Here is a 23,502-nt window from a genome sequence, read left to right on the forward strand (position 1 = left end):
CAATTGTAAAAAAGTATTAAACTCCTGTGATTTAAACTATTAAGCAGCCTCTCCAGGATAAAAAAGCAGCAGGCTTTCTACGCCGGCGGCAAGGGACGGGGGAGCGATCGGGCCGTTAAGCGGTGGCCTCTAAAACGGGCAACCGTTGAGAGACCGGAGGAGGGGGTTATGCGGCCTACCGTGCCTTTTGGGAGACATTCCTGCCCGCATGGGGTTCGAGTTTGGCGATATCCCATAATGCCAGGGCGGTAATCAACGCGATAACCACAAATCCCAGCCGGAAAGCCATGCCCGGCGCGGGCGGTAACGCCAGAATCTCCGTTAACCATGCGCCAACCCGTATACTCAACGCCCCGAGGGTCACGCCAAGACCGCTTGCCAACTGCAGCGACGTGCTGAACAGCGTATTGGCGGAGCTCATTTCCTGCGGCGGAACATCCGCAAAAGCCAGCGAGCTGATGCCGGTAAATTGCATTGAGCGGCTCAGCCCGCCCCAGAACAAGAGAACCAGGGTCATCATCTTTGGCGACTCGGGCGTCAGGAACGCGCAAAACAGTAGCGACAGCACGCACATCACGCCATTGCCCAGCAGCAGTTTTTTGAAACCGAAGTAGCGAATCAGGGGCGTGGTGGCCGGTTTCATCGCCAGGTTGCCGGCAAATACCGCCAGTACCAGCGAGCCGGCATGGAACGCGTCCAGGCCAAAGCCGACCTGGAACATCAGCGGCAGCATAAAGGGCGCCGAGCTGATAGTGGCGCGTAACACGAAGCCGCCCCGCATGGTAATGCGAAACGTCGGCACCGACAGCGGCCGCAGCCGGATCAAAGGCGCCCTGGCGCGCAGCAGGTGCCTGATAGCCCAGGCCAGCGTTAACAGGCCGGTCACGATTAAAGCAACGGCATTAACGGGGCTAATGTTTTCCTGGCTGAACATTTCCAGCCCGGCCACCAGGCACAGCATGGTAATGCCTAATGAAAAAAAACCTATAACATCAAAAGGCTGCTTTTCTTCCGGCGTCTTGTTCGGCATCATGATCCACGCCAGGGTGATCGCGATGGCGCCCAGAGGCACATTGAGGAAAAAGATCCAGTGCCAGCTTGCATAGGTGGTGATAAATCCCCCGAGCGGCGGGCCGATGATGGGGGCCACCAACGCCGGCCAGGTCAGGGTAGCGATGGCTTTGATAAGCTGATCTTTGGGCGTGGTGCGCAATACCACCAGACGCCCCACAGGCACCATCATGGCGCCGCCGATACCCTGTAAAATACGCATCAGCACAAATTGCGCGACGGTATGCGTTAATCCGCACAATAGCGACGAGACAGTGAAGATAAGCAACGCCAGGCTGAAAACATTCCGTGCGCCAAAGCGCTCGGCTACCCAGCCGCTGGCGGGGATCAACACGGCCAGCGTCAGGAGATAGGCACTGATGCCGATATTAAGATCGATGGCCGATACGCCGAATGCCTTCGCCATATCGGGTAATGCGGTTGCAATCACGGTTCCGTCAAGAAATTCCATAAAAAAGGCGCTGGCAACCAAGAGCGCCATTCCTGAGTTACGTGACGAACCGGCGTCCTGTTTGGGCGTATCTTCAGAATTTGAATCAGATAAAGCCATAAAACGCCCTTTGCCTTAACGGAAACAATGTAGCCACTATAAAGGTATGATAACTCTGAAAAGATGTTATACCAGCCCGCCTGAATATTCGAGCGGTTTTGTCAGCTAATTTTCATAGGGGGTTAAAACAAAAATACGATCGACCCGACCGGAAAGTGAATATAACGCATGGCAATCAATGTGGGTAATGGCGAAAAATACAGGCGGAGAACTCCCCAGGTACGCGCGTTGCAAAGATAAAAAAAAGCGGCAAACGCGCGGCCTGAAATTAGCATTACAGCGCCTTGCGCAGCGTAATATTGATGCGGTGGGATCCCACCAGCGGATGAAAACCTTCCTTAACCGGCAGGATGCCGTGATAATTCAGCCGGGACGGCCCGCCCCATACCACCACATCGCCATGGGCCAGCGGGATACGCTGGGCGCGGTCGCTGCGCTGCAGGCCGCCGAATTGAAAGACGGCGGGCAGGCCGAGCGAAACCGAGACGATGGGCGCGCCAAAGTCATGTTCGTCTTTATCCTGGTGCAGGGAGAGCTTGCTGCCCGGATCGTAGCGGTTCATCAGGCAGGAATCCGGCACGTAACGGCCAAAACCGGCCGCTACGGCGGCTTCATCCGCCAGCGCCATCAAGATAGCCGGGATGGGCGGCCAGGGCTTGCCGGTCCGGGAATCCCGCTCTGAATAACGGTAGCCGCGCCTGTCGCTGGTCCAGCCATTGCCGCACCAGCTCATCGCCACCGACATCACATGGCCGCCCGGCGTGGTCATATGCCGCCACGGCACCTGCGCCACCACGCTATTGACCGCCGCCAGCAGCGCCGGGCCGTGGTCGCGGACAAATCCGTGCAGTACCACCGCGCCGGGGGCGATTGTTTCGTGCCACGGCGGCGGCGGCGCATCCTCGAACAGATCGATTGTCATCGGCTTACCCTGTATGTATACCCAGTATTTATTCTAGCCGCCGGACGCCAATTGTCCAGTATCATTGTCAGCGATCTGCGCGCAGCAAGCGTCTTGATGATCCGCCTTTTTATCACCCTCGGGTTCTTTCAATATCCTATCAATGATTAATATAATAAAAAAAAAATTTCATCTGTGAATAAATAATCATTTATTACCCCTTGCAAAAAACGTTTTACGCCGCATTCCAAACCACCCGCCCTACTTCTGCTTGAACAAAGCGCAATATTCCCCCGCGTCATCTCATCCTATTTTGCTTAAGTAGATATATTACCCTGCCTGATATTCGTCAGAATGCCCGCGATTGTTTCAAACGATTAATGAATTCCCTTCCGCTGCCGATAAAAAAATACCCGGCTGGAAATTTATTTAAGGGAGAAATGAATTGATGGCTTTTACCGCAGTTTATTTTTCTGATAGATAAGGTCATATCACGATGAGTCGTAACGGTATTACCCATATATTGCTGTCCGCAGGCCTGCTGGCGTCCATTTCCCCGGCGCTGGCCGCCGGCACCTGGAGCGAGGCGCGTAATGACGCCATGGGCGGCACCGGAGTGGCATCGTCTCATTACGGCGCGGCGGCGCTGGTGAATCCGGCGCTGTTGACCGGCTACGGCGAGGATGATGCTATCAGTATCATCCTCCCGGCCGTGGGCGTCAGGGTGTCGGATCCGGATAACCTGCAGGATGGGTTCGATAACGTACAGTCCTCTTGGGATAGATTAAAAGACGACGCCAACAAAGGCACGGGCTCGCCCGCCTCGATAAAAAGATTTGAGAACGCCCTGCGCGAGGTCTCCGGCGATAAAGGCAAGGCCGAAGCCGGAGTGAATGGCGTGATTGCCGTACCCAACCCGATCCTGCCCTTCGCCCTGGTCGCCAGGGATTGGGCAACGGCCAACGTCAAAGCCGATGTCAGCAATCGCGACCTGGCGTACCTTGACGCCGTCCAGGCGGGCTTGATCAGGCCGGTGCCGGCGGATCTGGACAAGCTGACGTCACGCGCCGAAGGGATGGGCGCGCTGGTGACGGAATACGGCGTGGCCATGGCCCTGCCATTCACCCTGAACGATCATGCTTTCTCGGTAGGCATTACGCCGAAGCTGCAGCGCGTCGCCACCTATAATTACAATGTCGCCATCAACCACTACGATAAAGCGGATTTTCGCAACGAGGAGTTCCGGCGCACGGAAAACGGGGCCAATATCGACCTGGGATTGTCCGCCAATATCACACCGGACTGGATTGCCGGCCTGGCCGCGCAGAACCTGGTGGCGCGCAGCGTCGAGACCAAAGAGGTAGACGGAGTGCGGGACAGTTTTAACATACGCCCGCAGATCACCGCCGGCACCTCCTGGAGCAACGGTTTTTTCACCAGCGCCATTGATATCGACCTGACCCCTGCCAGTGGTTTCTCGGCGCGGGAGAAAAACCAATACGCCGGCGTCGGCGCCGAAATCAACGCCTGGACATGGGTGCAATTGCGTGCCGGCTATCGCGCGGATATGCGTCATAGCGATAATAATGTCTTTACCACCGGCTTTGGCCTGTCGCCCTTTAATGTGGTTCATCTGGATGTGACCGGCCTGGTAGGTGAAGACCGCACCTATGGCGCGGTCGCGCAATTGAGTTATACCTTCTGATACCAGCCTGTCATCAAACGCATGGCATTACGGGCGCATTATCAGGCAAGGACGCAGCCCAGATCATCCCAGGCAAATGCAGCCGCTCAACAGAAAAGTGGCGGCAATTAAGCCCAGCAAGAATAGGTTGTTCATAACGTTTCTCCGGTAGTCTAAAAATAAAGGCCGTGCCCGGTCGCAACGCAGATCCGGGCCGGCCCTTATGCCTGGATCATGCTTATTGCAGCATGGCGGCCAGTTCGTCCGCGCCTTTATCAATCCCCACTTCGGCGGCGCTCAGCGCCCCGATGCTGGCGCTGACGTTCATGGCGTTCGGGTATTGCCTGGCGACAAAGGCGTTCAGCAGTTGATGGGTGTTGGCGTCATAAATTTCCACCGCGTAATTCACGGAACCGTTCATTAAGCCTTCCTTACCCCGGATGGACTGCACTATGTTATAGGGGCCTCCGCCGATATCGAATTTGGTGAAGGTGCCGATAAACGGCGTCGTGGTATCCGCCCCGGTTAACGTCAGTTTTAACCTGAGGGTATTGGCCGCCGGGGTGATAACTTCCCTAAACCGCGGCCTGAGCGCTGCGCTGAATTTATCTTGCATATAGTTGGCCAGCGCCAGACGGTCTTTCTGCGGCATATCGTCAAACTGGCCGTCCGCGCCCTGGTAGACAACCACCGGTTCGATAATGATATTGGTATATTTATTCCAATCGACCGGAACCGAATACCGGTAAGGGATGCGGTATGCCTTGTCGTCGGTGTTGGGCCGCAGCTGTGATGAGGAATCGATACCGGCGTACTGCACAGGCGGGTTTCCCGCGCAGCCGGCTAATAGCATGGTTAGCGTCAGCATTGCCGGACGATAGGCCTGGTAAAATGTGTACATGTCAGTAATCCTGTATAAAATGCCACCGATAATCGGACTGAAGGCGCGGTTAATAGGCCGTATGATCCTTACGGGTACGGTTTGGCGTGCCACCGGCCGGGGCTTTACAACGCCGGCCCCGGGAGGTACGGTACTGACACTCTCCTAAAGAGTACCGTACGGTTCAGTTTTGCATCATTAGCATTTATCTGTCAAGAAAATGTACAACCGGGTTTATTTATATTGCGGGAGTAACAATGAAAGTACGCACTAACGAGCGCCGCGAAGCGATTGTCGAGGCTGCCGCGCAGCTTTTTCAGGAGATGGGCTATGAGCGCGCATCAATGAACGAACTGGCAAAACGCCTGGGCGGTTCGAAAGCGACGCTCTATGGGTATTTTTCTTCTAAAGAGGAATTATTTACCGCCGTCGTGCGCGCCTATGCCACCCAGCACCTGTCCGATGCCACCGTAGCATTGATGCTGGAAGAACGGCCCGATGAGCCGCTCAAAGCCAAACTGACGCGATTCGGCGAACGAATGCTGGCCGTGCTAACCAACGACGGCAGCGCGATCGCGGTGTATCGTATGGTGGTGGGCGAAGCGGGACATTCCGATATCGGTATGCTGTTTAATGATTCCGGACCGAGGGAGAGCATCGAAAAATTATCGGGCCTGCTGTCCACCGCCATGGACCGGGGCGAGCTGCGTCCCGGGGACGCCTATGTGAAAGCGCTGCAATTCACTTCATTGCTTACCGCCGAGATCCAGCACCGCATCTTTCAACGCCATTTACAGCCGGTAAGCCTGACCCGCATCCAGCAAATGGTTGGCTGCGCGGTCAATATGTTCCTTACCGGCGCCGGGACGTTTCCGGCGCCAAAAGGCGGCAAGTGAGCGGGAAATGCGCCGGCCAGGGGTGGGGCCGGCGCACGTCTTTGTTATCGCGCCTGCCGGGGGAGAGTTCCCCCAGGCGGCGTCATGTCCCGCCGATCAGTATTTCACCATTTCAATCCAGTTGGCCCCTTTGCCCACCGGGTACCGGCCAAGGCTTTCCAGCGCGCCGCTCGCTTTATCAATGCGATAGACGCTCATCTGCGGCGACAACTGCCCCACCGCCAGCAAATACTGACCCGAGGGATCGATATTGAACCCGCGCGGCTGCTTTTCGGTAGGCCAGGTTCCTATGCGGGTGAGCCGGCCTGATTTTTTATCCACGCGGTAAGCCGCCAGGGTGCTTGACGTCCGCTCGGAGGCAAACAGGAAATGGCCGTCGGGGGTTAAATGCAGGTCCGCGCCCCAGGGTTTATCGCCGCTGAAATCCGCCGGCAGGATCGATATCGTCTGCACCGGTTTCACCCGGTCGTTGTTCTGGTTGAACGCCAGCACATGCAGTTTGCCGTCCAGTTCATCGATAAGATAGGTAAACCGTTTATCCGGTGAAAAGACAAAATGGCGGGGACCGGATTTGGCCGGCAGCGTATAGGCGGGCGCCTGGTCCTGGGTCAGCTGCCCGGTCTTGGCGTCCAGCCGCAGGCGCAGCCAGGCGTCGGCGCCCAGCACCGAGGCGAATACATAGCGATTATCCGGCGCGCTCCTGATGGCGTGCGCCATGGGACCGGTCTTGATAATCTGCCGGACATCCCCCGCCAGGCCGTCCTGATTGATGGCGTTAACCGCCAGCAGGTTGCCGCCATAAGACGCGGAAAACAGCCAGCGGCCGGTGCGGTCGGTGGCAATATACGCCATGCTTTCCGCCAGCGGCGCCGCCTGGCGCTGGGTCAGGCGGCCGTCGGCCGGATTAATGGCCAGGCTCAGTACCTGATAGGGTTTGGAGCGCAGCCCGGCATACAGATGCTGTTTATCGGGGGACAATGCCAGGGGCATTACGGTGCCGCCCACCGCCAGGGTTTGCACCGGCGTGAGCGCGCCGTCGGCCTCGTTCAGGCTAAAGACGGAGATATCGGCGCTGTCGGCGTTGGAAACATAGGCATAGGTCGCGGCATGGGCGGCGCCGGCCAAGGTGGTCGTTAATGCCGCCAGCAGCAGCAGGCTGAATGGGGTACGTCGGTTACAGGTTATTTTCATTATTATATTAATCCATTGATTATTTTATTTATGGAAAATAAGTATAAATAACCCCTATTCCGGCGACAGCTGTCGGCCGCACAGGATTTATCCACGGCGCGGCGGAATTTTTGGGCAGGTGAATAACCTGATGAGAAATGAATCACATAATCGCCCACCGCCGGTCCGGCGCTAGGCTCCCCGGCGCCGGCGCAGGTAACGAATCAACCGCGGCAGCAGCCAAAACAGCGCCAGCAGCGCCGCCAGCAAAAACAGGTATTTCAGGTGATGATCCACCTTCTGCAACCATGGCGCGATAATCCTGCCGCCCGCATAACCCAGGCTGACAAAAATCAGCGCCCAGAGAACAGAGCCGAGGATATTGAGGGGAATAAATTTTTTCGGATCGAGCCTGCTGGCCCCAATCATCAGCGGTCCGATCAGGCGAAAGCCATACATAAAACGCACGCCCACCACAAACCACAGCGGATATTTCAAAATTAACTGATTGGCCCGGGCGATATTCGGCTGGGCTTTTTTAAACCGGCGCAATACCCGCTTACCGAACCGGCGACCGATAAAATACAACGCCAGATCACCCACGCTGCCGCCCAGGGCGGCCACCGCCACCGCCGCCGGATAATGCAACAGGCCCTCATGCGCCGCCACGCCGCCCAGCAACGTGACCGTTTCGCCCTCCGCCAGGCAGACCGATAAACAGCGCCCAATAACCGTAGACGGAAATAAAATGCGTGATATCCATTGGCGTCAGCGTCCCTTCAGCTTAAAAATGTCAGGCGATCCTGTCGATTCAGGTAACGTTTCTTAAGCATAGACCTTATCGCCGCCTGCCACGACCAGGATTGACGGGACCCGTCCGCCCTCTTGGCGCGCCGTAGGTTAATACGTAGCCCGGGAGACCGTTTTGGGTTTAAAATAGCCTGTGTCCCCTATCCCGATAAAACAGGTTCCTTATGGCTTTTATTCCAAAAAACTACGCCAGGCTTGAAACCGGCTATCGCGAAAAAGCGCTGAAGCTATTTCCCTGGGTCTGCGGCCGCTGCTCGCGGGAGTTTGTCTATTCCAACCTGCGCGAGCTGACGGTGCATCATATCGATCACGATCACAGCAATAATCCCGAGGACGGCAGCAATTGGGAAATGCTCTGCCTGTATTGCCACGATCATGAGCATTCCAAATATACCGAAGCGGATCTGTATGGCTCGACGGTGATCGCGGGCGAGGATGCGCAAAAAGACATGGGCGTGGCAACCCACAATCCTTTTGCCAATTTAAAGTCCTTGATGAAAAAATAATCTCTGATGCTCATTTCTCATCGAACCAATCGCGGTTCTGCCGCGAAATCGGCGTAATGGAAAAGATCAGCTCCTGGAGATGGTCGCGCATGGCCTGCTCGGCGGCATCGGCATCGCGCGCCTTGACGCCGTTGAAGATTTTGTAATGCTGGCTGATTAACCCCTGCGGCGGCGAGACCTGGCCCAGGCTGAGAAAACGCACCCGATCCATGGTGGCCTTAATGGATTCAATGATATCCCAGGCCAGCGGACAATCGGCTATTTCCGTCAGCAACCGGTGGAAATCATCGTCGAGGCCGAAAAATTCCCGCGCCTGCTGATTTTGCGCCGCCAATTCCTGACGATGCAAATTATGCTCAAGCAGCATGATTTGACGTTCGGTAATATTAAGCGCGGCGCGGCGTACGATGGCGCATTCCATGGCCTGGCGGAGAAAACGCGCGTCCGCCACCCGTTTGGCGGAAATCCGCATCACAAAAGTGCCGCGCTGGGGCAGGATCTGCACCAGCCCCGCTTCGGCCAGTTTAATAAACGCTTCCCTTACCGGCTGGCGCGACACGGTGAAACGGGCGGCGATGTCCTTTTCCGATAACAGCTTGCCCGGCTCAATGACACACTCGACGATATCCTTGCGCAGCAGGCGATAAATTTGTTGATTTACCGGCTCGTTGTTATTAAACGGTAACGGTGTATCCATGCGGGGAAATTAACCCTGTTTAATTATCATGGCGGATATAGTACATGCTCCGCCATGGCAATAGCCATAGGCGCCTGCGCCAAGGGCCGCCGCTTAACGGATACTCATCACATCCGTCGCGCAGTGCAGATAACCGTTCATGGCGGTTTTCCATAGGGGGTCGGTGTTGGCCGGCATCGCCGCCCCCGCTCCCGTGCCCGTGGGCTGCATAACGTACTGCGGGAAATACACCGGCTTGCCGATGGCGTCGACCTGCCGGCACAGGGCGGCAAGCTGCTGTCTGTTGCCTAATGTGCCGTTGGCGGATTGCCAAAACAGCTGCTGCTGGTTGGCGTTGATCATTTTCAACGCCTCGCCCAGCATGGAGGAGTGCGCCTGCCTGGCGGCGTCGGTGTCGAGGCGCAGCGCGTCGAAATAGGAGTAGGTGCCGGCCATGGCGAATAAAAATACCGCGTCGGCTTGTCGTCCCGTTTTAATACAGCTGACCATCCCCTGATACAAAACCGGCGGCGTAAGGGTGGGATTGATGGCGGAGGCACCCAGGCAGCCCGGGCTGGCTACCTGCGCCAGATAGGCGCTCTGCGCCGACTTGCCCGGCGCGCCTGGGCGGGGGGAGGTGGCGCAGCCGGAGGCCAGCAGCGCCAGCACCATCGTTATCATTATTGTTGGTTTCATCTTATGCTCATTATTTGATGATAGCGAAACAGGGTAAATTGTAACCTAACGGCCAAATACCTTTAGCGCGCCGATCACAGTTCAGCCACTTTTCTCCGGGTGCGCGCCGCCCACGGCATGATGCTGCAAAAATACCTCATGCAGGCGCCGCAGGCCGGCCTGGGTAAGGCGGCGGCACTCTTGCGCCATAGCGTTAAAACCGCCCAGTCGCCGCACGCCCTCGGTTAAAAACGCTTCGGGGGCGAACTCGGCTACCTGATGGCCATACTTCATCACGACGCGGTTCTCCCGATGATATTCAATCTGGCCGGCGCCCGGAACTGCCGCGTCGATGCGCTGCCTAAGCAGGGCATGGGATCTTCGCGCCGCTTCCGGCAGCAGCAAGATCATCGGTTCGGCCGCTGTCGCCTCGGGCAATGACGCCAGCCATTCATCCACCAGCGCCAGCACGGTATCCGGGTGATCCAGCGCCATGGACAATAACTGGCGCGCGCGCGCGTTAACCTGACATTGCAATTCGGCCTCGAGACGTTGCGCCTGCGATAAATAGTCGGCCACCGCGGCGGCCGAGGTCGCCATGCCGTCCTGGTACCCTTCCCGGAATCCCTGCTGGCGCAGCTGTCCGGCCTCGGCCTGCGCCTGCTTAACCAGAGAGCGCGCCTGACGGCGCGCTTCACTGACGATATCAAGCGCCTCGCGTTGGCGCGCCAGCTGCCGGCTCTTGATCAATACACCGCCCGACATCGGCGGCATCCGGCGTAGTGGAATATTTTTCGGCATGTTGGAAAGCCAGTTTTATCAAAAGCGGGCTCGGGGCGGGGCGGGGTTCACCGCCCGTTTCCCGATCCAGCTCGGGTGAGAATAACAGGGAGATGCGCTGCCGGATGGCTAGCGGCAATTGCGCGCCGAACGCCAGCAGTTCGCCTCTTCCCCGCGCGATTAAGGCGGCCGGTATCGCCACCGGCATATCGTCGCCATAAGAATCGACAATCGCCAGTCCGGCGAATTGCCGCACCCAGGACGGCAGCTGTAACAGCCCCCCCTGCCGGGCGAGGGAGGCCCGATGGCGCTGCGCGGCTATCAACAATGCCGCCTGCGGCATAAGGCGCCAGTGGCGGATAAACAACGCCGCCGGTCCGTCAACGGCGGCCGGCGGGCAATCCACCGACCAATCATGGGCCTGGATAAGGATGCCGTTGATTATCGAGCGCGCCCTGGCGCCGTTTAACGCCGGCGGCAGCGGCAGGCGCCGCGGATGCAGCCATGACAGCGGATCGTAGAGTATGGCATCAAGCGGCGCGATGCTCTTCATGAGCGTCTGTCTCCTGCTTCACTGAGGCTTTTTCACGGCGCCGGTACCAGGCCAGTCCCGCCACGGCGACCGCCAGCGCCACGCCGGCGGCGGGAGCAAAGCGGAGAAAATGACCGGAACCGTCCGCCTGGACCGCTACCGGCGCATAATGCTGCAGCGGCCCCTGTTTGGAGAGCACCACGGAAATATTGTCGTAATCCACCTGGTTGAAGCTGTTTTTCAAAAACCGCTTGATATCGCTTATCATCAGGGTTGGGTCGACGTCGCTTTGATAGGCCACCAGGGTTGAAATGTGCATCGGCGCCGGCGCCCTGCCGGTGTCGCCCGAGTCGATGTCGTAACTGACATGCACCCGGGCCGACAGCACGCCGTCCATGGTCTGCAATGATTGTTCCAGACGCTGTTCGATGGCCGAGTAAAGCCGCGCCTTTTCCGCCCGCGGCGACGACACCAGCGAGTCGCTGGGGAACAGCCGGGAAATTTCCATGCGCGGCTGCGACGGCAAATCATGCCTGCGCAGCAAATCCACCGCCGCCGGAATATCGGCTTTGCCCACGCCGACGCTATAGCCGGTCTTGCCTTTATCGGCCTTGGAGGCCTGGATATTATTGCGCTGCAAAGTGGCTATCACTTCATTGGCCTGCTGTTGATCCAGGCCTTTAAGCAATGGCTCGTCGTTGCAGGCGGTAAGTGAGAGCGCCAGCAGGGCGGCACAAAATATCGGTCTTAACATCATTGTCCACTCAACACGCTGCGCACGACGTTGACGCCTTTATTTACCAGTGAACTGACCCAGTTCATCGTCAACTGAAAATCTGAGCTCAGCGCATTTCTTCGCAGCATCGCCTCCGCCGATATGTCCTTGGTAAAAGGTTTATCCAGCTCGTTGCGGGCCTGTGTGGCGTCAACCGCCGTGGCGGCCGCTTTCGATGCCAGGAAAGAGAGGGATTCCACCGCATCGTCATGCATGACCGGAATAACGCTGTGAGGCGGGCCGATTTTGGCAATTTCGTTCATGTTGCACCTTGGTTAATTTGATAATTACGCTTAATAAATACAATGAGGCTTAGTGTGAAACCGGAAAATCGTGCAGCATAAGAATAAAATTCACATGCTAAGCATCCCTGCTTACCCTTTTTCAAGCCAGAATGGCCAGCCGGTCATAAAATCCGTTATGCAGACGGCGATTATTTGGCGCCATTTAATAATCCCATAATAAGATCCCTTTTTTGGGTCATGGCTTGATTTAGCATGGTCACAAAGGTCGACAAATCCGCCTTGGTGCCATTGGCTCTTAATATCAACGCTTCGTCAGTGGGATTCGCTTCAAGGTCTTGCTGAGCCGTTGCCGCGGCTGACATTTTGTCACTCACTCCCGTTGAATTACGTGAATAAATATCAGTGATTGTACTCATAAAAAAATCCTCTTCATTTAATGTTAGGGAAATACCAGTGTCCGGGTGTCATTTTCACAAAGCCCTGATGGCCGTATTTGAATGATTTACCCTTAAGCCAATCGTCTTTTAGCTCAATGGCGAATTGGACATAGTTGCCATTCCATTGCCTGGCATATTGCTCGACAAAGAAACGGATGCGTTGCAGCTCACCGTCGTCGATGGCGCCATTAATAACAAAGATTACGCTATCCTGGTTATCGATTCTGGTGTAGTTCACCGCCAGTTTTTTTATCCCCTCCTCGGCCTGCCGTGCCACGGTGTCATCGTCTACGTCGGCAAAATGGACAGCTTCAGCATAGGGCAGAAGACGCATTAACCCCTTGCTGATAGCGTCGCGCTGCGTTTCAGTCAATTGACCGCGCTGTTTGCTTACTAACAGTACCGGCGCCGCCGGTCGGTCAAATTGCAATTGATGAAGATTTAAAGCGGGGAAATTTTGCCCCAGCCAGCGCTCGATACGCTGTTTTTCCTCATCCTCACTATTGATTTTTATCGCCTGCGACGATTTTATACGCACCAGGGATTGACGTCCCCAGGCCGCATCGCGCTCATTATCCGCCAGCACATACATCACGCCGTCGCGGCCCGGGAATATTTGATACTTGCCGGGTTCAGCGCCAAATTGCTGTGTCAGGGCGATAATTTCACGCTGCTGCGCATCCGGCGTCGTTAAGAGGTACGCCAGCGCCAGGGCGGCGGCAACCGCGATGGCCAGAAGGGCCATGCCCCGCTTGCCGGGCCTGCTGCTTATTGTCGCCGGGACCGCGGACGGCGTGTTCGGCGTGCCCGCCCGGTAGTTCAGGACGTCTTCCGACCAGGTTTCACCGGCGGTCCTTACCGCCAGCGCCAGCGCGCCCACGGTAACGGGGTGATTGGATGCCAGCGGAACATCATCCGCGCCGTCGTTGTCCAGCCTGCGCAGCAAAATGCCATGTTCCGGGCCGTCGGTGCGGATAATTTCAAAATTCACCCCGCCGCCTTCGGTGGGGACCAGCACGCAGTCTTCAGGGAATGAGGGGGACGCGCCGGCGTATTCCAGCGCGCCGCAGTCCGCTGCGATAAATAATGTTTTCCGCGCGGATAAAGGATATTCGCAACCCTTCAAACTACCATTGAGCAGCCTGACAATGGCCACACTCTCCGGGCGGTCTGTTTTACCTTGTTCTGTTTGCATGGTAAAATATTCTTTATACTCTAGGGTTCGTCATGCTAAAGAGTCTACCGCCTCGCGGCCGGTGACTTCATGATGAAAAAATGATAAATTATCCATCAAAACTGAGATATTTAATCATTTATTCCCTAACGAATTATTTAACTATATTATTTCAAATAATTCCATCCCTGATTATTTACGATCACACTGTGGGATGGAAAAGCATGGCTTATTTCACGGCATGGCGAAAATAGAACTTTACAGTATTTACATTACACGCGCAACAACGCCAGCAGTCTTTACTCGCCGGATTAGAATAGGGCCGTTAACATGTCTTATTTACTGGAAATACCCCCGTTAATGAATCATTTATTAACGCGGGGTTTTTAGTGAGAGGCTACGCATAAAGCGCTGCGACGACGATACGCTGAAGATCGTCAACCGTCCGTATTGATAATAACTCAGTTTCTGTAAGTTCAACGCCGAAGGTTTCCGCTATCCCAATCTCAATTTCCATGAGATCAAGCGAATCGACATACAGCTCCGCCGCCAAATTAAGGTGGCCGGCAATATCAGACTCTTTGCGGCCCAAACGGTAGGCCAGCATGGCGTAAAGCTCGCGCTGCAGCGATTCACCGCCGGTGGGAACGGCTACACCCGTTATCAAATTATTCGTCATCAGCAAATTTCCCCTTGTTAATTCGGGTCGCCGGGACAGGGGTGGATGAGCCGGGGCCAGCATTGACTTGCGCCTGACGTAAAGGAGGCATATAACCTGTGCTGCTCAAACCGGCCCTTGCGGCGGCCAGGTTTACGCGATCGTGGTTTAACGGAGCAAACTGCGCCGCCTGATGATCGTTCTTGGGATGATTGGCTTGCCGGGCACCCTGATGGGACAGGATAACCGATGGGGCGTCTGTTTTCATCCGGCCATTCTCCGGCGCCGGCACGGAGGCGGAGGCGGACCGGGTTACCGTGGCTTTCAGTTGGTTGCGCGCCTCAATCAGGTAGGCCGCCATAGGGCTAGACTTAGTGGATTGAGCGGCTGGGGCCGGAATGGGGGTGAGATTTTCCCGTGCATGGCGCAGAATTTCCGCGGTCAGGTTATTCGCTGAGGACTCAGCGGATTGCGGCGCATCCTGGCCGGCGAAAACAGCATGAGTGGTTACCTTTTGCGTCGCGCCCCTTTTGCGAGCCCTATCATAAAGGTCAGAAATGGCGCCCTCATCAGGCCGGCCATTCCCCGGTGCCGGATTGGCATACAAGGAAGACGCGGGCTCAGGGATAGACTCCCAAAGATTCCCCAACGCTTCGGCCACCTCTTTCGCCGCAGCATATAGCGCGCCGGATTTATCGGCTTGCGCCGTATCCTGGACCGGGAAAATGCCATGCGCCGTCCCCTTGGGCGGGGTCTGGGTTGTCGTCGCCGTAAAAGATATCTTTTCGGCACCCTGATTCATCAGGACGTTGGCAGGCTCCTGCACGGTCACACCCCTTTTCGCGGGCGAGCGATCGTTATTTTGTCCTACGCCGGGCGATAACGGCTGGGAAAAAATACTCTGCTTATGCTCAGGTGGGTGGATTCGGCTGCTGATAAGTTCGGCGTGTAATGCCGCCTGCGCGTAATGACTGCCCCGGGCTGCGGGCATATGTGTTTTGGCGAAAGAGGGCGGGCTGCCGACGTCGGCCCGCTTTTCGGCATCGCGCGCTTGATTAAGCTGCTCGAAAATATCCTGCAAGTTATCCCGCACATCAACCGACTGCGTTTTACCAGCCTCTTTCTTTTCTGTTCCTGGCGGCCAGTTTATTTTTACCGACGCGTCAATAGTTATTCTCGGCGCATATTTAATGTTAAATTCGACGCCGGGCATTAACCGGTTTTTTTGCGTAGCGCCGGTCTTATCGGTACTGTCGGACTGATCATTTTGCTGAGTGGCTTCTGTCTGCTGTTCCGCATCGCTTCGCAGTCCTGTCCTTAATGGCGGCGGATGATCCTTATAGAGATTTAAATCGGCCAGTAACTTGGGCAGAATTAATATCATATCCGTATCACGAAAGATTTTTTCCAGCGATGAAGCCTGATAAGTCTGAATACCTGCGCGGATATTCTGAAAACATTGATAGGCGTTTTTCTCGACGAGCTGCGCAATGTGTTCTTTTTGCACCACGTCGCCATCGCTCCCCGTTTCTTGTACGATATAGTCGACCACAAACGGCTTGATTTTTTCATTGATGAACCGCGCCCCCGCTTCGGCGCCGCCTTCGCCCTGAATTGCGTTGAGCAATGAGGCCAGCTCTTCCTCAAGGCTCTGGCGGCGTACCCAGGCCGCTTCCCGCTCAGGACGGTAGCCGCCGAATACCGACTTTTCACCCAGTCCATCTTTTAACATCATGTCGGTCAATTCATGCATGATGCCGTCAAGTTTCGCGGCCGATTCTTCGGTAGGGCCGAGCTGCCTGGCAAGAAAATGGGCGTTGGCAATATGCTCCAGATGGCTTTGGACCAGTAAACTACGCGAATTCTGAAACAGCTGCGCCAATGTTTCACGTTGGTCCCCGGCGCAGGTAAATAGGGCATTCATACTATTTTGCCGGTATTGCCGCTCAAAATCGTTAATATTGATACACGGCTTTACCGATGCCCGCTCATGCGCACTCAGGCAGTTCTCGACCGTGGCCTCTTCCGGCGCAGTGTTCTGCCCAGACCCGCTACGCCGCCTGCCGGCGGAATTAATCCGTAAAGGAACATTCCGTAAATTTACCGGGACACGTTGGTGTTTAGCCGTTTTATTGCCCGCGGGTCCTGACTGTGTAATTCCCAAATTAGGGATATGAATTATTGAATTCGTTATCATCAATGTTATCCCGCTGTTATTAAGAAAAAAGGCGCATTAGCAGATCTTTTTTCTGTTCAATCCAGGTATTGACCTGTTTTGTCCAAGTTTCAACCCTCCCGAGGGTATCACTCAGTTTGGTCATGAATATTTGCACCTGGTTTTTTAATTTTTCCGCCAGCCCATTAAAAGCGCTGTCAAATGCATTATATTCTATAGAGTTCAACTCTTTAAATTTACCCCCGCCCTCGTCTATTTTTTCTTTGAAAAGCGCAAGTATGGACTGCAGGGGCGAGATATCGACCCTAACGACATAACCGCTACCGCTAGGCTTTACGCATGTGGGATCCAATCCCCATTCCTCCGCCCATGATTTCGCCTCCGCTTCACTGGCGACCCCGGAAACAGGAAATAGAATCCCAGCTTCCGTTTTGGTATATTTTTCGATTAATGCTGTCAATTCAGCTTCAATTCCAGGTTTGAAGTACATGAATTGATTGCCTTTATCATCCGTGCGGACATCCAGGTATTTGCTCTTCACTTTCAAAAATTCATTGAAGGCGCTAAAAAAATTAGTGTTGCGCGTTGTCCCGGTTTCATAGGTACGATAATAAGCAACATAGTCTTCCACCAGCCCCATACCGCTTAGCCAGGGATTGGTCTTGTCCTCGGTAGACGTTAACGTGTGGCCTTTATCCAATAAATCAGCCAGTTCAGGAGTGTTTCTCTTAAGAGTGTTGAGTTCCGGATCATTGTCGAATAAGGCGCTGCTACTCTTGATATTAGCCATGGCATCACGCATAAGCAGCATCGCGGCGGGTAATTGCTCAGTCAACGTTTGGTGTGCTGGTGCATTCGGCGCGTCAAGGAGCTTTGCCAGTTGCTCCGTATTATCTGTTACTTTGTCGAGACAATGAAATACATTCATTAAACTTCGTGGCGGGCCAGAGCTTCTTTCGCCGTCATTTATTGCCTGGGTCCTCATGAGGTGTTCCCGAGAGGTATCTAAAGAGGCGGGCGATAAGTCAGGCTTATTTAAACCGTGGGGAGGTAAGGTATATTGAGAGATGCTAGTCATAGAGATTGCCTCGCGCCGTGCTGAATTTACAGACGGCGCCTGTGAAAGATTAAGCGCGGCTGGCCAATTGGCCAAGTGTGGCGACATTGTCTTGCAGTACTTTTTTGACCTGTTCCAGAATCGACTGCATGGCATCCGCCAGTTCTTTAACATTGGCCCTGGCCGTTTCAGACATAGAGGAGAACGATTGGGCATAGTGCGTGTTTAGGAACTCCTCGGCGCCATGGTGTGCTTGATTCATTTGGGTCATGCCATTGATAAAGCCCGGCAACTGCTGGCCTGCCGCCATAGCCATATTTGCTTCATTCCGGATGGCGGCGGTCTTATTGTCCTTAAGCTCGATATCATGCTGTGTGGCTGCAATATCGCGTTCTAAACGCCGCTTAGCTGCCTCATCTAAATGCGATTGATGCTGGGAGCTGATTTGTCCTGCCTGCCTCTGCTGCAAATCGATATTGCCCTGCGTGCTTTTCATCGTGGCAATATTCAGGTCTCCCTGTTTTTTGATAAGAGCGGTTTTATCATGTTTTATGGTCGCGAGATCCATATTATTCGCTTTGGTTTGTTTCCTATACACGCCTGTCGCCATCACGCCGCCGATTACGCCTTGGCTCATCCCTCCTGTAAACGCGTCCATACCCTGTTTAATCTTCGCTGCGGCGGCGCTTTTTACCGATTCATTTTCCAGTAGCGCCAATCTCGCCACCTCACCATTACTAACGGCTTTCCCTTCACTTAGGGCTTTGAAAGCCACGAGTAATGCCTCAATCCGTTTTTGACCACTCAGCTTATGGATAGTGACATCATTGTTACCCTCATGACTTGACGCGATTATTTTCTCCGGCGTCGCGGGCATCAGATTTAATCCGGTCTTAATCATCTTTTCCATTGTTGCGACGGTCACGGGTTCGACCGTTGAATCGGGGCGGCGTAAATTCACAATTTGTGATCCGTCTGATAATAGTTTATTACCGAAAATACTCGCGGCAATATCCAATGCCTCTGGCGTCAAAGAGACGGATGAGTTTTTTCGACGGTCTTCAACAGGCTCTGTTACCGTCGAGGTGTTCAGTATATTTTCCTGATGGAAATTGATTCCGCTGTTATGGGTTATATCGTTCATGGCATTACTCCTGTTAATTAAGCCGAAAGACTGTTATTACTAAACAAACTCAAGGTATTTGAATATGTTTGAGCCTGGCGGCTGGACATCTCTCTGAATTGTTGCTGGACTAATTCCATATCCCCTTTAAAATAATCTATGGCTTCCAGCAGCATTTTTTTCCATTGCTTATCTTCCGCAAGTAACAGACCGTAGGCAGCCAATGTTTCCGCCAATCTTTTTTGAATGACGCCCTGGCGTATCGAGCCGACCGATTGAAACATGCTTGAACCATAGGTCACGGTATTGTTAAGCTTTTCCAGCCGATTGGCGAAGGTCGCCTTCGACAGCCGATCGGTTTTTAAAGACAGCTTATCCATCAATCGCTTAAAGCTATCGGTAATGGCGGCACTGGTTTGCCTGCCCAGATTTTTCAACACATCGGGCACCAATTTCTTGATGGCTTCGGCTATCATTTTACCCAGCGCGGAAGAGGCGATTTTACCGCCGGCGGCTTTACCCAGCACCATAACGGCTACGATGAGCGCCGCAGCAACCAAAGCGCCGACAATCGCTCCCACCATGGCCGCGGTGTTGGCATCGACGCCCAGCTTTGCGAGCAGGTTGGTAATAGCCTTGGACAACATGCTTATCAACGGCTGGATAATCCCTTCCATCAGCGGTCGCATAGCCTGTTCCAGGAAGGATACGCCGGTGATAGCCTTGCCTATCGCGTCCGCCGCTATCAAAGCCAATCCCACCGCCGCCAGGGCCAGGCTGGCGCCGCCGGTGAAAACCGCCGCCACTACGCTGATGGCGGTAATAAGCGCGCCGAGAATTTTACCGACGCACCCCATGGTCTTATTCAATGCTTCGGACTTACGCATATCCTCGGCGGCTTTAGCGGCTTTATGTTTCATTTCGACATGCAGGCTTTCCTGCATGCGCCTGAATAGCGCGGAATCCTCCTCCAATGCCCGCTGGCGGTTCTTTTGCACCAACTTGTTAAATGTGTTCATTAACGCTAATAAGCGGTTTATAGCGCTATCCACTTCAGTCGCATCCAATGGAAGCGCATTCGCGTTTTTGCCTTGGTTATATATATCGTCCAGCTTTGTAATGCTTTCCCTGGCGGCCTGATAAGACGCAGCCATCTTACTTTGCGCCAAGTCCCGTTGCGCAGAGGCCTGGTTAAGTTCATCCTGCGCCTCGCGCACGGATTGCTGTGCCGTCGCGAAGCCTTCATCCTCAGGTGACAATTGACTCAGCGCCACGTTTGCCCGATCTAGCGCCCGTTGCTTTTCCGCCAGTTCATTTTCAGCATTTTGCAGCGCAATCCTATCCGCTTCGGCAGTATCCAGCGCAGTTTGACTCGCTTCGATTGCCTGTTGATATTCCGCTGACAGAGCAGAATTGAAAAGGTCAAATGCCGCTTTTTGCGATAGCAATAGCGTCAGTCGATCGGCCAGTTTCCCCAGCGATACATCGACCAATAATTCCTTAACGGTATTGAATATCTCTTGCAAAGATATCCGGTTATTGTTCGGGGTTTGCACGTTACCGGATGGGGCCGCTAATGGAAGGTCAGCCGCGGTCGCTTGTGCGGCGGGCATATTCGCTTGCAAATCGCTGCTGGCGCTGATGGTCGCTAACAGCGCTTCCGTCGCCTGGCGTGACTGAGCATTCAGCGTCAGAGTCTGTTCCCGCGATAAGGGTGTATTAATATTATTATCTTGAGCACCGGTATTCTCGATGGCGTCAAGACGATTATTGACATTAGGCATGGCACTTAATCCATTTAAAATTCCGTGGAATTGCGTCATGTTATATCCTCGCTTTGAGAGGGGTCTTTTTGTTCGTCCATGGGGCATTTCAAGTTATTTATATAAACCTCGGCGCGTTTTTTTAACATCGCGTCGTGGGATTGTTCAATAACAAGTTCAAAGCATTGCCTGGCTTTGTTGGCCTTGCTCAACATTAATTGACACTGTCCACTGTAAAACACCGGGCGATAATCATTTTCCGCCAGTGAAAAAGCCACGGCATAAATATCCGCTGCTTTTTGAAATTCTTTTTTAAGCTGATATACCGCGCCGAGCCCCATGTAATAATCCGGATTATAGAAATCATAGATACACAGGAAACGGAAGAAGGTAGCCGCTTCATCCAACTGCCCTTTGTTGTAAAAATCATAGGCATGCGTGTATAAACCCTCCATCATTACCTGAGGTATATCATGCACTTCTTTTAACGTAATACCGCTATTTACCGCATTCCACAGCAATTCTGCGATGCGGTCTTCACTGACGTTATCAACAACACTCATATATAACTCCTGAATTTGTTATCACCGACAATGATGGTGATTTGATTGAAACATTAAGGGGAATGGAAAACTTTCAATTATCGCTTAATTAATATTGCCTTGGCCGCGGTGGCATTTCCGCCACCGGCAAAACCCCATGCACAAATCAGTTCGATCCTTGACGGGCCAGTGCCATGGCGTTCTTTATTGATCCGTTCCTTTCGCCGCCGATTCGTTAAGTTGCCGCTCAATCCCTGGCACTGCGGCCGCAGGTGTGGCGGATGGCGGCACCATATCGCCGGGAAGAGGTTCCGCGCCCACCGCTAAGGTTTCATCGCGCCAAGCGTTCTCAACTTCTTTCAGCCAAACAAGGATATCGATAAATTTCTCAAAATCTTCTGGATGAACATAGGAATACAACTTGTTGCTCTTATAAATCTTCCTTGCCAGCTTGATGTCCGTCACCACCGGCACGCCGATTTTTTCCGCATAAGCCCGCACCGCCAATGCCCGCTGATTAGACTCCTTAATCGAAATAAATGGTGCTGGCACCACATCCGGATCGTAATACACGCCGATGGCGATATGCGTCGGATTCACCAGGATAAACTGGGAATCCTTGATATTGGCCTTGGTTTGCTCCGAGAGGATTTCCCGGTGCAATTGGCGGCGGCGGTGCTTCATCTCCGGATTTCCCTCCTGCTCCTTGTACTCGCGTTTAACCTCGTGTTTTTCCATTTTTAATTCTTTGATATGCAGGAAATAGTCCGCAAGGGCATCCAATATCGACACCAGGATAATGCACAGCAGGCAGGTGATGACCAGCGACAGCAGCAGTTCCCGCCAGATAGTGATCATAGTGCCCACGGTGCCGTGCAACTGGGCGAAGATCAGCAGCTTATTGTTGTGCCAGAAGATGATGGCCGCCGCAATGAAACAGCCCAGATGCAGGATGGCTTTTATGCCGTCTTTAATAGTCCTGATGCTGAAGATTTTTTTAAATCCTTTGATGGGATTTAACGCGCCGAAATTGATTTTCAGTGCCTTGGTGGCCAGCATAAATCCGGTTTGCAGCAAAGTGGGCAGCGCGGACGCCAGCAGACAGACCAGTACGATAGGCAGGGTTATTTTTAGCCCCAGCAGCATAATGGCCGCACTATAAGCCTTGATATCCATGTGGAAGTTGCCGGCAATGATATTTCTGTAGGCCTCAAGCAACGGCGCCAGCGTGGTGGTCTTGGTAAGGAAGACGATACCGCTTAACAGCAGACAAGCGATAATCAACTCGCGGCATTTAAAGGTCTGCCCTTTTTTCGCCGCGTCTTTTTTCTTTTTCGGCGTTGGTTTTTCCGTTTTGTTTGCCATGGTTAATCAGGTTTCAGCCATATGTCCAATACGCCGGGATGCGGCGCCAGCGTTTTGAAAGCGTCGGGTAAATAGGGTGAGAAATAGAGAATCAGCACCACAAATGCGATAAGGCTTTTTATCGTCAATGAAATGGAAAATGCGTTCATTTGCGGCGCAAAACGCGATAGCAACCCCAAAATTACCTCCGATAACAGCAGGCAGACCAGCACCGGGCTCGCCAATATGATAATCCTGGTCATTAAATGGCCCAGGATCCCAAGCACCGGTTTTAGCGCCGGGGTGCAGGTTTGCAGCGGATCGCAGAGCCGATAGCTTTGCTGGAATGTTTCCATCAGCAGCAGCATGCCGCCGCCGGCCAGGAACAGGGCGCCGGCGAAGAGATTAAACAGATTCGCCAGTTCAGAGGTATCCACCCCGCTCATGGGATCAAAGGTGCTGCTGACGGTGGCCCCGCGCTGATGGTCAATCACGCAGACCGACGCCGTGCATAATCCAGAACGGCAGGGCGAACAGGACGCCCAGGATCAAACCAATAAACAGTTCCTGCGCCAGCACGCCCCAAAAATTGATTTCTTCCACCGGCATCCGCTCAAGGGAATAAGGCCACAGCGAAGCGCCGATAAAGATAGCCACCGGCATGCGGATATTAACGCTGACGATATTGCCGGTTAAAAAGGGCAATAATAGAAACACCGGCATAATCCTGGCGGAGGTTAAAATCATGACACTGAGCCAATGCTGGACATCAAGCCATGCAGACAAATCGTTCATAGGCTAGCGGCTCATCGCCATTCTGATCACTTCCTGGCCAAAACCGAGCAATGTCTCGCCATACCAGCCTGACAAAATAAAAAGACATAGCGTAACGGACAGTAACTTGATACCAAAGGGCAATGTCTGTTCCTGGAGCTGTAATACGGTTTGTAATAACCCGACCATTAGCCCTACCACCGTTGCCACCAATACCGGCCCCGCGGAGAGAATAAGCACCAGGTACAAGGCTTTATTACCGGCAAATACCACGTCATTCATTTTTATACCCTATTAATACTT

Annotated in this window: 25 protein-coding genes and 1 pseudogene; 3 read left to right on the forward strand and 23 right to left on the reverse strand. The window is 53.9% G+C overall.

Going from position 1 to position 23,502, the window contains the following annotated elements; all coding sequences use genetic code 11:
- Positions 1-175: 175 nt before the first annotated feature.
- Complete coding sequence (locus ACL2XF_RS17035; protein ID WP_413727216.1) at positions 176-1,621, reverse strand: MFS transporter; 1,446 nt, start codon at positions 1,619-1,621, stop codon at positions 176-178.
- A gap of 274 nt (positions 1,622-1,895) precedes the next feature.
- On the reverse strand, positions 1,896-2,543 hold the full coding sequence (alkB, locus tag ACL2XF_RS17040; protein ID WP_410012206.1) for a DNA oxidative demethylase AlkB: 648 nt from the start codon (positions 2,541-2,543) through the stop codon (positions 1,896-1,898).
- A 475-nt stretch (positions 2,544-3,018) separates the two neighbouring features.
- On the opposite strand from alkB, the gene ACL2XF_RS17045 reads away from it, so the two are divergent.
- Complete coding sequence (locus ACL2XF_RS17045; protein ID WP_410012207.1) at positions 3,019-4,227, forward strand: conjugal transfer protein TraF; 1,209 nt, start codon at positions 3,019-3,021, stop codon at positions 4,225-4,227.
- A gap of 217 nt (positions 4,228-4,444) precedes the next feature.
- Here ACL2XF_RS17045 and ACL2XF_RS17050 read toward each other — a convergent pair whose 3' ends face one another.
- Positions 4,445-5,107 carry a DUF3313 domain-containing protein gene (locus ACL2XF_RS17050; protein WP_410012208.1) on the reverse strand — a complete coding sequence of 221 codons (663 nt, stop codon included), beginning with the start codon at positions 5,105-5,107 and terminating at the stop codon, positions 4,445-4,447.
- A gap of 236 nt (positions 5,108-5,343) precedes the next feature.
- Between ACL2XF_RS17050 and ACL2XF_RS17055 the strand changes: the two genes are divergently transcribed.
- Positions 5,344-5,982 carry a TetR/AcrR family transcriptional regulator gene (locus ACL2XF_RS17055; RefSeq protein WP_410012209.1) on the forward strand — a complete coding sequence of 213 codons (639 nt, stop codon included), beginning with the start codon at positions 5,344-5,346 and terminating at the stop codon, positions 5,980-5,982.
- Between the two features lie 96 nt (positions 5,983-6,078).
- On the opposite strand, the gene ACL2XF_RS17060 is transcribed toward ACL2XF_RS17055, so the two are convergent.
- Positions 6,079-7,173, reverse strand: coding sequence for a lactonase family protein (locus ACL2XF_RS17060; protein ID WP_410012210.1), 1,095 nt, complete (start codon positions 7,171-7,173; stop codon positions 6,079-6,081).
- Positions 7,174-7,344: 171 nt separating this feature from the next.
- Positions 7,345-7,915, reverse strand: a pseudogene (locus ACL2XF_RS17065) (DedA family protein).
- A 211-nt stretch (positions 7,916-8,126) separates the two neighbouring features.
- Between ACL2XF_RS17065 and yajD the strand changes: the two are divergent.
- The gene (gene yajD, locus ACL2XF_RS17070) at positions 8,127-8,468 is read left to right on the forward strand and encodes an HNH nuclease YajD (protein ID WP_410012212.1); all 342 of its coding nucleotides are present in this window, start codon (positions 8,127-8,129) and stop codon (positions 8,466-8,468) included.
- 10 nt (positions 8,469-8,478) lie between these two features.
- On the opposite strand, the gene ACL2XF_RS17075 is transcribed toward yajD, so the two are convergent.
- The 18 genes from ACL2XF_RS17075 to ACL2XF_RS17160 all read right to left on the reverse strand — a co-directional run bounded on the left by ACL2XF_RS17075 (position 8,479) and on the right by ACL2XF_RS17160 (position 23,481).
- On the reverse strand, positions 8,479-9,165 hold the full coding sequence (locus ACL2XF_RS17075) for a GntR family transcriptional regulator (protein WP_410012213.1): 687 nt from the start codon (positions 9,163-9,165) through the stop codon (positions 8,479-8,481).
- 93 nt (positions 9,166-9,258) lie between these two features.
- Positions 9,259-9,840 carry a hypothetical protein gene (locus ACL2XF_RS17080; protein ID WP_413727217.1) on the reverse strand — a complete coding sequence of 194 codons (582 nt, stop codon included), beginning with the start codon at positions 9,838-9,840 and terminating at the stop codon, positions 9,259-9,261.
- Between the two features lie 81 nt (positions 9,841-9,921).
- Positions 9,922-10,584 carry a hypothetical protein gene (locus ACL2XF_RS17085; RefSeq protein ID WP_413722049.1) on the reverse strand — a complete coding sequence of 221 codons (663 nt, stop codon included), beginning with the start codon at positions 10,582-10,584 and terminating at the stop codon, positions 9,922-9,924.
- On the reverse strand, positions 10,526-11,152 hold the full coding sequence (locus ACL2XF_RS17090) for a type III secretion apparatus protein OrgA/MxiK (RefSeq protein WP_410012216.1): 627 nt from the start codon (positions 11,150-11,152) through the stop codon (positions 10,526-10,528). The genes ACL2XF_RS17085 and ACL2XF_RS17090 overlap by 59 nt, the downstream gene beginning before the upstream one ends.
- Positions 11,130-11,888: an EscJ/YscJ/HrcJ family type III secretion inner membrane ring protein gene (locus tag ACL2XF_RS17095; RefSeq protein WP_410012217.1), complete on the reverse strand. Its 759-nt coding sequence runs from the start codon at positions 11,886-11,888 to the stop codon at positions 11,130-11,132. The genes ACL2XF_RS17090 and ACL2XF_RS17095 overlap by 23 nt, the downstream gene beginning before the upstream one ends.
- Positions 11,885-12,169, reverse strand: coding sequence for a hypothetical protein (locus tag ACL2XF_RS17100; RefSeq protein WP_410012218.1), 285 nt, complete (start codon positions 12,167-12,169; stop codon positions 11,885-11,887). The genes ACL2XF_RS17095 and ACL2XF_RS17100 overlap by 4 nt, the downstream gene beginning before the upstream one ends.
- A 170-nt stretch (positions 12,170-12,339) precedes the next feature.
- Entirely contained in the window at positions 12,340-12,567 is a 228-nt protein-coding gene (locus tag ACL2XF_RS17105; protein WP_410012219.1) for a hypothetical protein, read from the reverse strand.
- A gap of 13 nt (positions 12,568-12,580) precedes the next feature.
- On the reverse strand, positions 12,581-13,783 hold the full coding sequence (locus ACL2XF_RS17110; RefSeq protein ID WP_413727218.1) for a PrgH/EprH family type III secretion apparatus protein: 1,203 nt from the start codon (positions 13,781-13,783) through the stop codon (positions 12,581-12,583).
- Positions 13,784-14,159: 376 nt separating this feature from the next.
- Positions 14,160-14,441 carry an acyl carrier protein gene (locus ACL2XF_RS17115; protein WP_410012221.1) on the reverse strand — a complete coding sequence of 94 codons (282 nt, stop codon included), beginning with the start codon at positions 14,439-14,441 and terminating at the stop codon, positions 14,160-14,162.
- On the reverse strand, positions 14,431-16,617 hold the full coding sequence (locus tag ACL2XF_RS17120) for a hypothetical protein (RefSeq protein ID WP_413728824.1): 2,187 nt from the start codon (positions 16,615-16,617) through the stop codon (positions 14,431-14,433). Before ACL2XF_RS17120 ends, ACL2XF_RS17115 begins: the two co-directional genes overlap by 11 nt.
- A gap of 19 nt (positions 16,618-16,636) precedes the next feature.
- Complete coding sequence (locus tag ACL2XF_RS17125; RefSeq protein ID WP_413722047.1) at positions 16,637-17,674, reverse strand: IpaD/SipD/SspD family type III secretion system needle tip protein; 1,038 nt, start codon at positions 17,672-17,674, stop codon at positions 16,637-16,639.
- A 49-nt stretch (positions 17,675-17,723) separates the two neighbouring features.
- Positions 17,724-18,797 (reverse strand): hypothetical protein, encoded by a 1,074-nt coding sequence (locus ACL2XF_RS17130; RefSeq protein WP_413727219.1) that lies wholly within the window; start codon positions 18,795-18,797, stop codon positions 17,724-17,726.
- 17 nt (positions 18,798-18,814) lie between these two features.
- Positions 18,815-20,599, reverse strand: coding sequence for a type III secretion system translocon subunit SctE (gene sctE / locus ACL2XF_RS17135; protein WP_413727220.1), 1,785 nt, complete (start codon positions 20,597-20,599; stop codon positions 18,815-18,817).
- Positions 20,596-21,102: a type III secretion system translocator chaperone SicA gene (sicA, locus tag ACL2XF_RS17140; RefSeq protein WP_410012226.1), complete on the reverse strand. Its 507-nt coding sequence runs from the start codon at positions 21,100-21,102 to the stop codon at positions 20,596-20,598. Before sicA ends, sctE begins: the two co-directional genes overlap by 4 nt.
- A 183-nt stretch (positions 21,103-21,285) precedes the next feature.
- The gene (locus ACL2XF_RS17145) at positions 21,286-22,446 is read right to left on the reverse strand and encodes an EscU/YscU/HrcU family type III secretion system export apparatus switch protein (protein ID WP_413727221.1); all 1,161 of its coding nucleotides are present in this window, start codon (positions 22,444-22,446) and stop codon (positions 21,286-21,288) included.
- A 2-nt stretch (positions 22,447-22,448) separates the two neighbouring features.
- The gene (gene sctT, locus ACL2XF_RS17150) at positions 22,449-22,919 is read right to left on the reverse strand and encodes a type III secretion system export apparatus subunit SctT (RefSeq protein ID WP_413727222.1); all 471 of its coding nucleotides are present in this window, start codon (positions 22,917-22,919) and stop codon (positions 22,449-22,451) included.
- Positions 22,912-23,220 (reverse strand): flagellar biosynthetic protein FliR, encoded by a 309-nt coding sequence (locus ACL2XF_RS17155; protein WP_413727223.1) that lies wholly within the window; start codon positions 23,218-23,220, stop codon positions 22,912-22,914. Before ACL2XF_RS17155 ends, sctT begins: the two co-directional genes overlap by 8 nt.
- Before the next feature lie 3 nt (positions 23,221-23,223).
- Positions 23,224-23,481 (reverse strand): EscS/YscS/HrcS family type III secretion system export apparatus protein, encoded by a 258-nt coding sequence (locus tag ACL2XF_RS17160; RefSeq protein ID WP_410012229.1) that lies wholly within the window; start codon positions 23,479-23,481, stop codon positions 23,224-23,226.
- Positions 23,482-23,502 lie beyond the last annotated feature (21 nt).

Source organism: Sodalis sp. RH19, assembly GCF_047324215.1.
Taxonomy (GTDB): Bacteria; Pseudomonadota; Gammaproteobacteria; order Enterobacterales; family Enterobacteriaceae; genus Acerihabitans.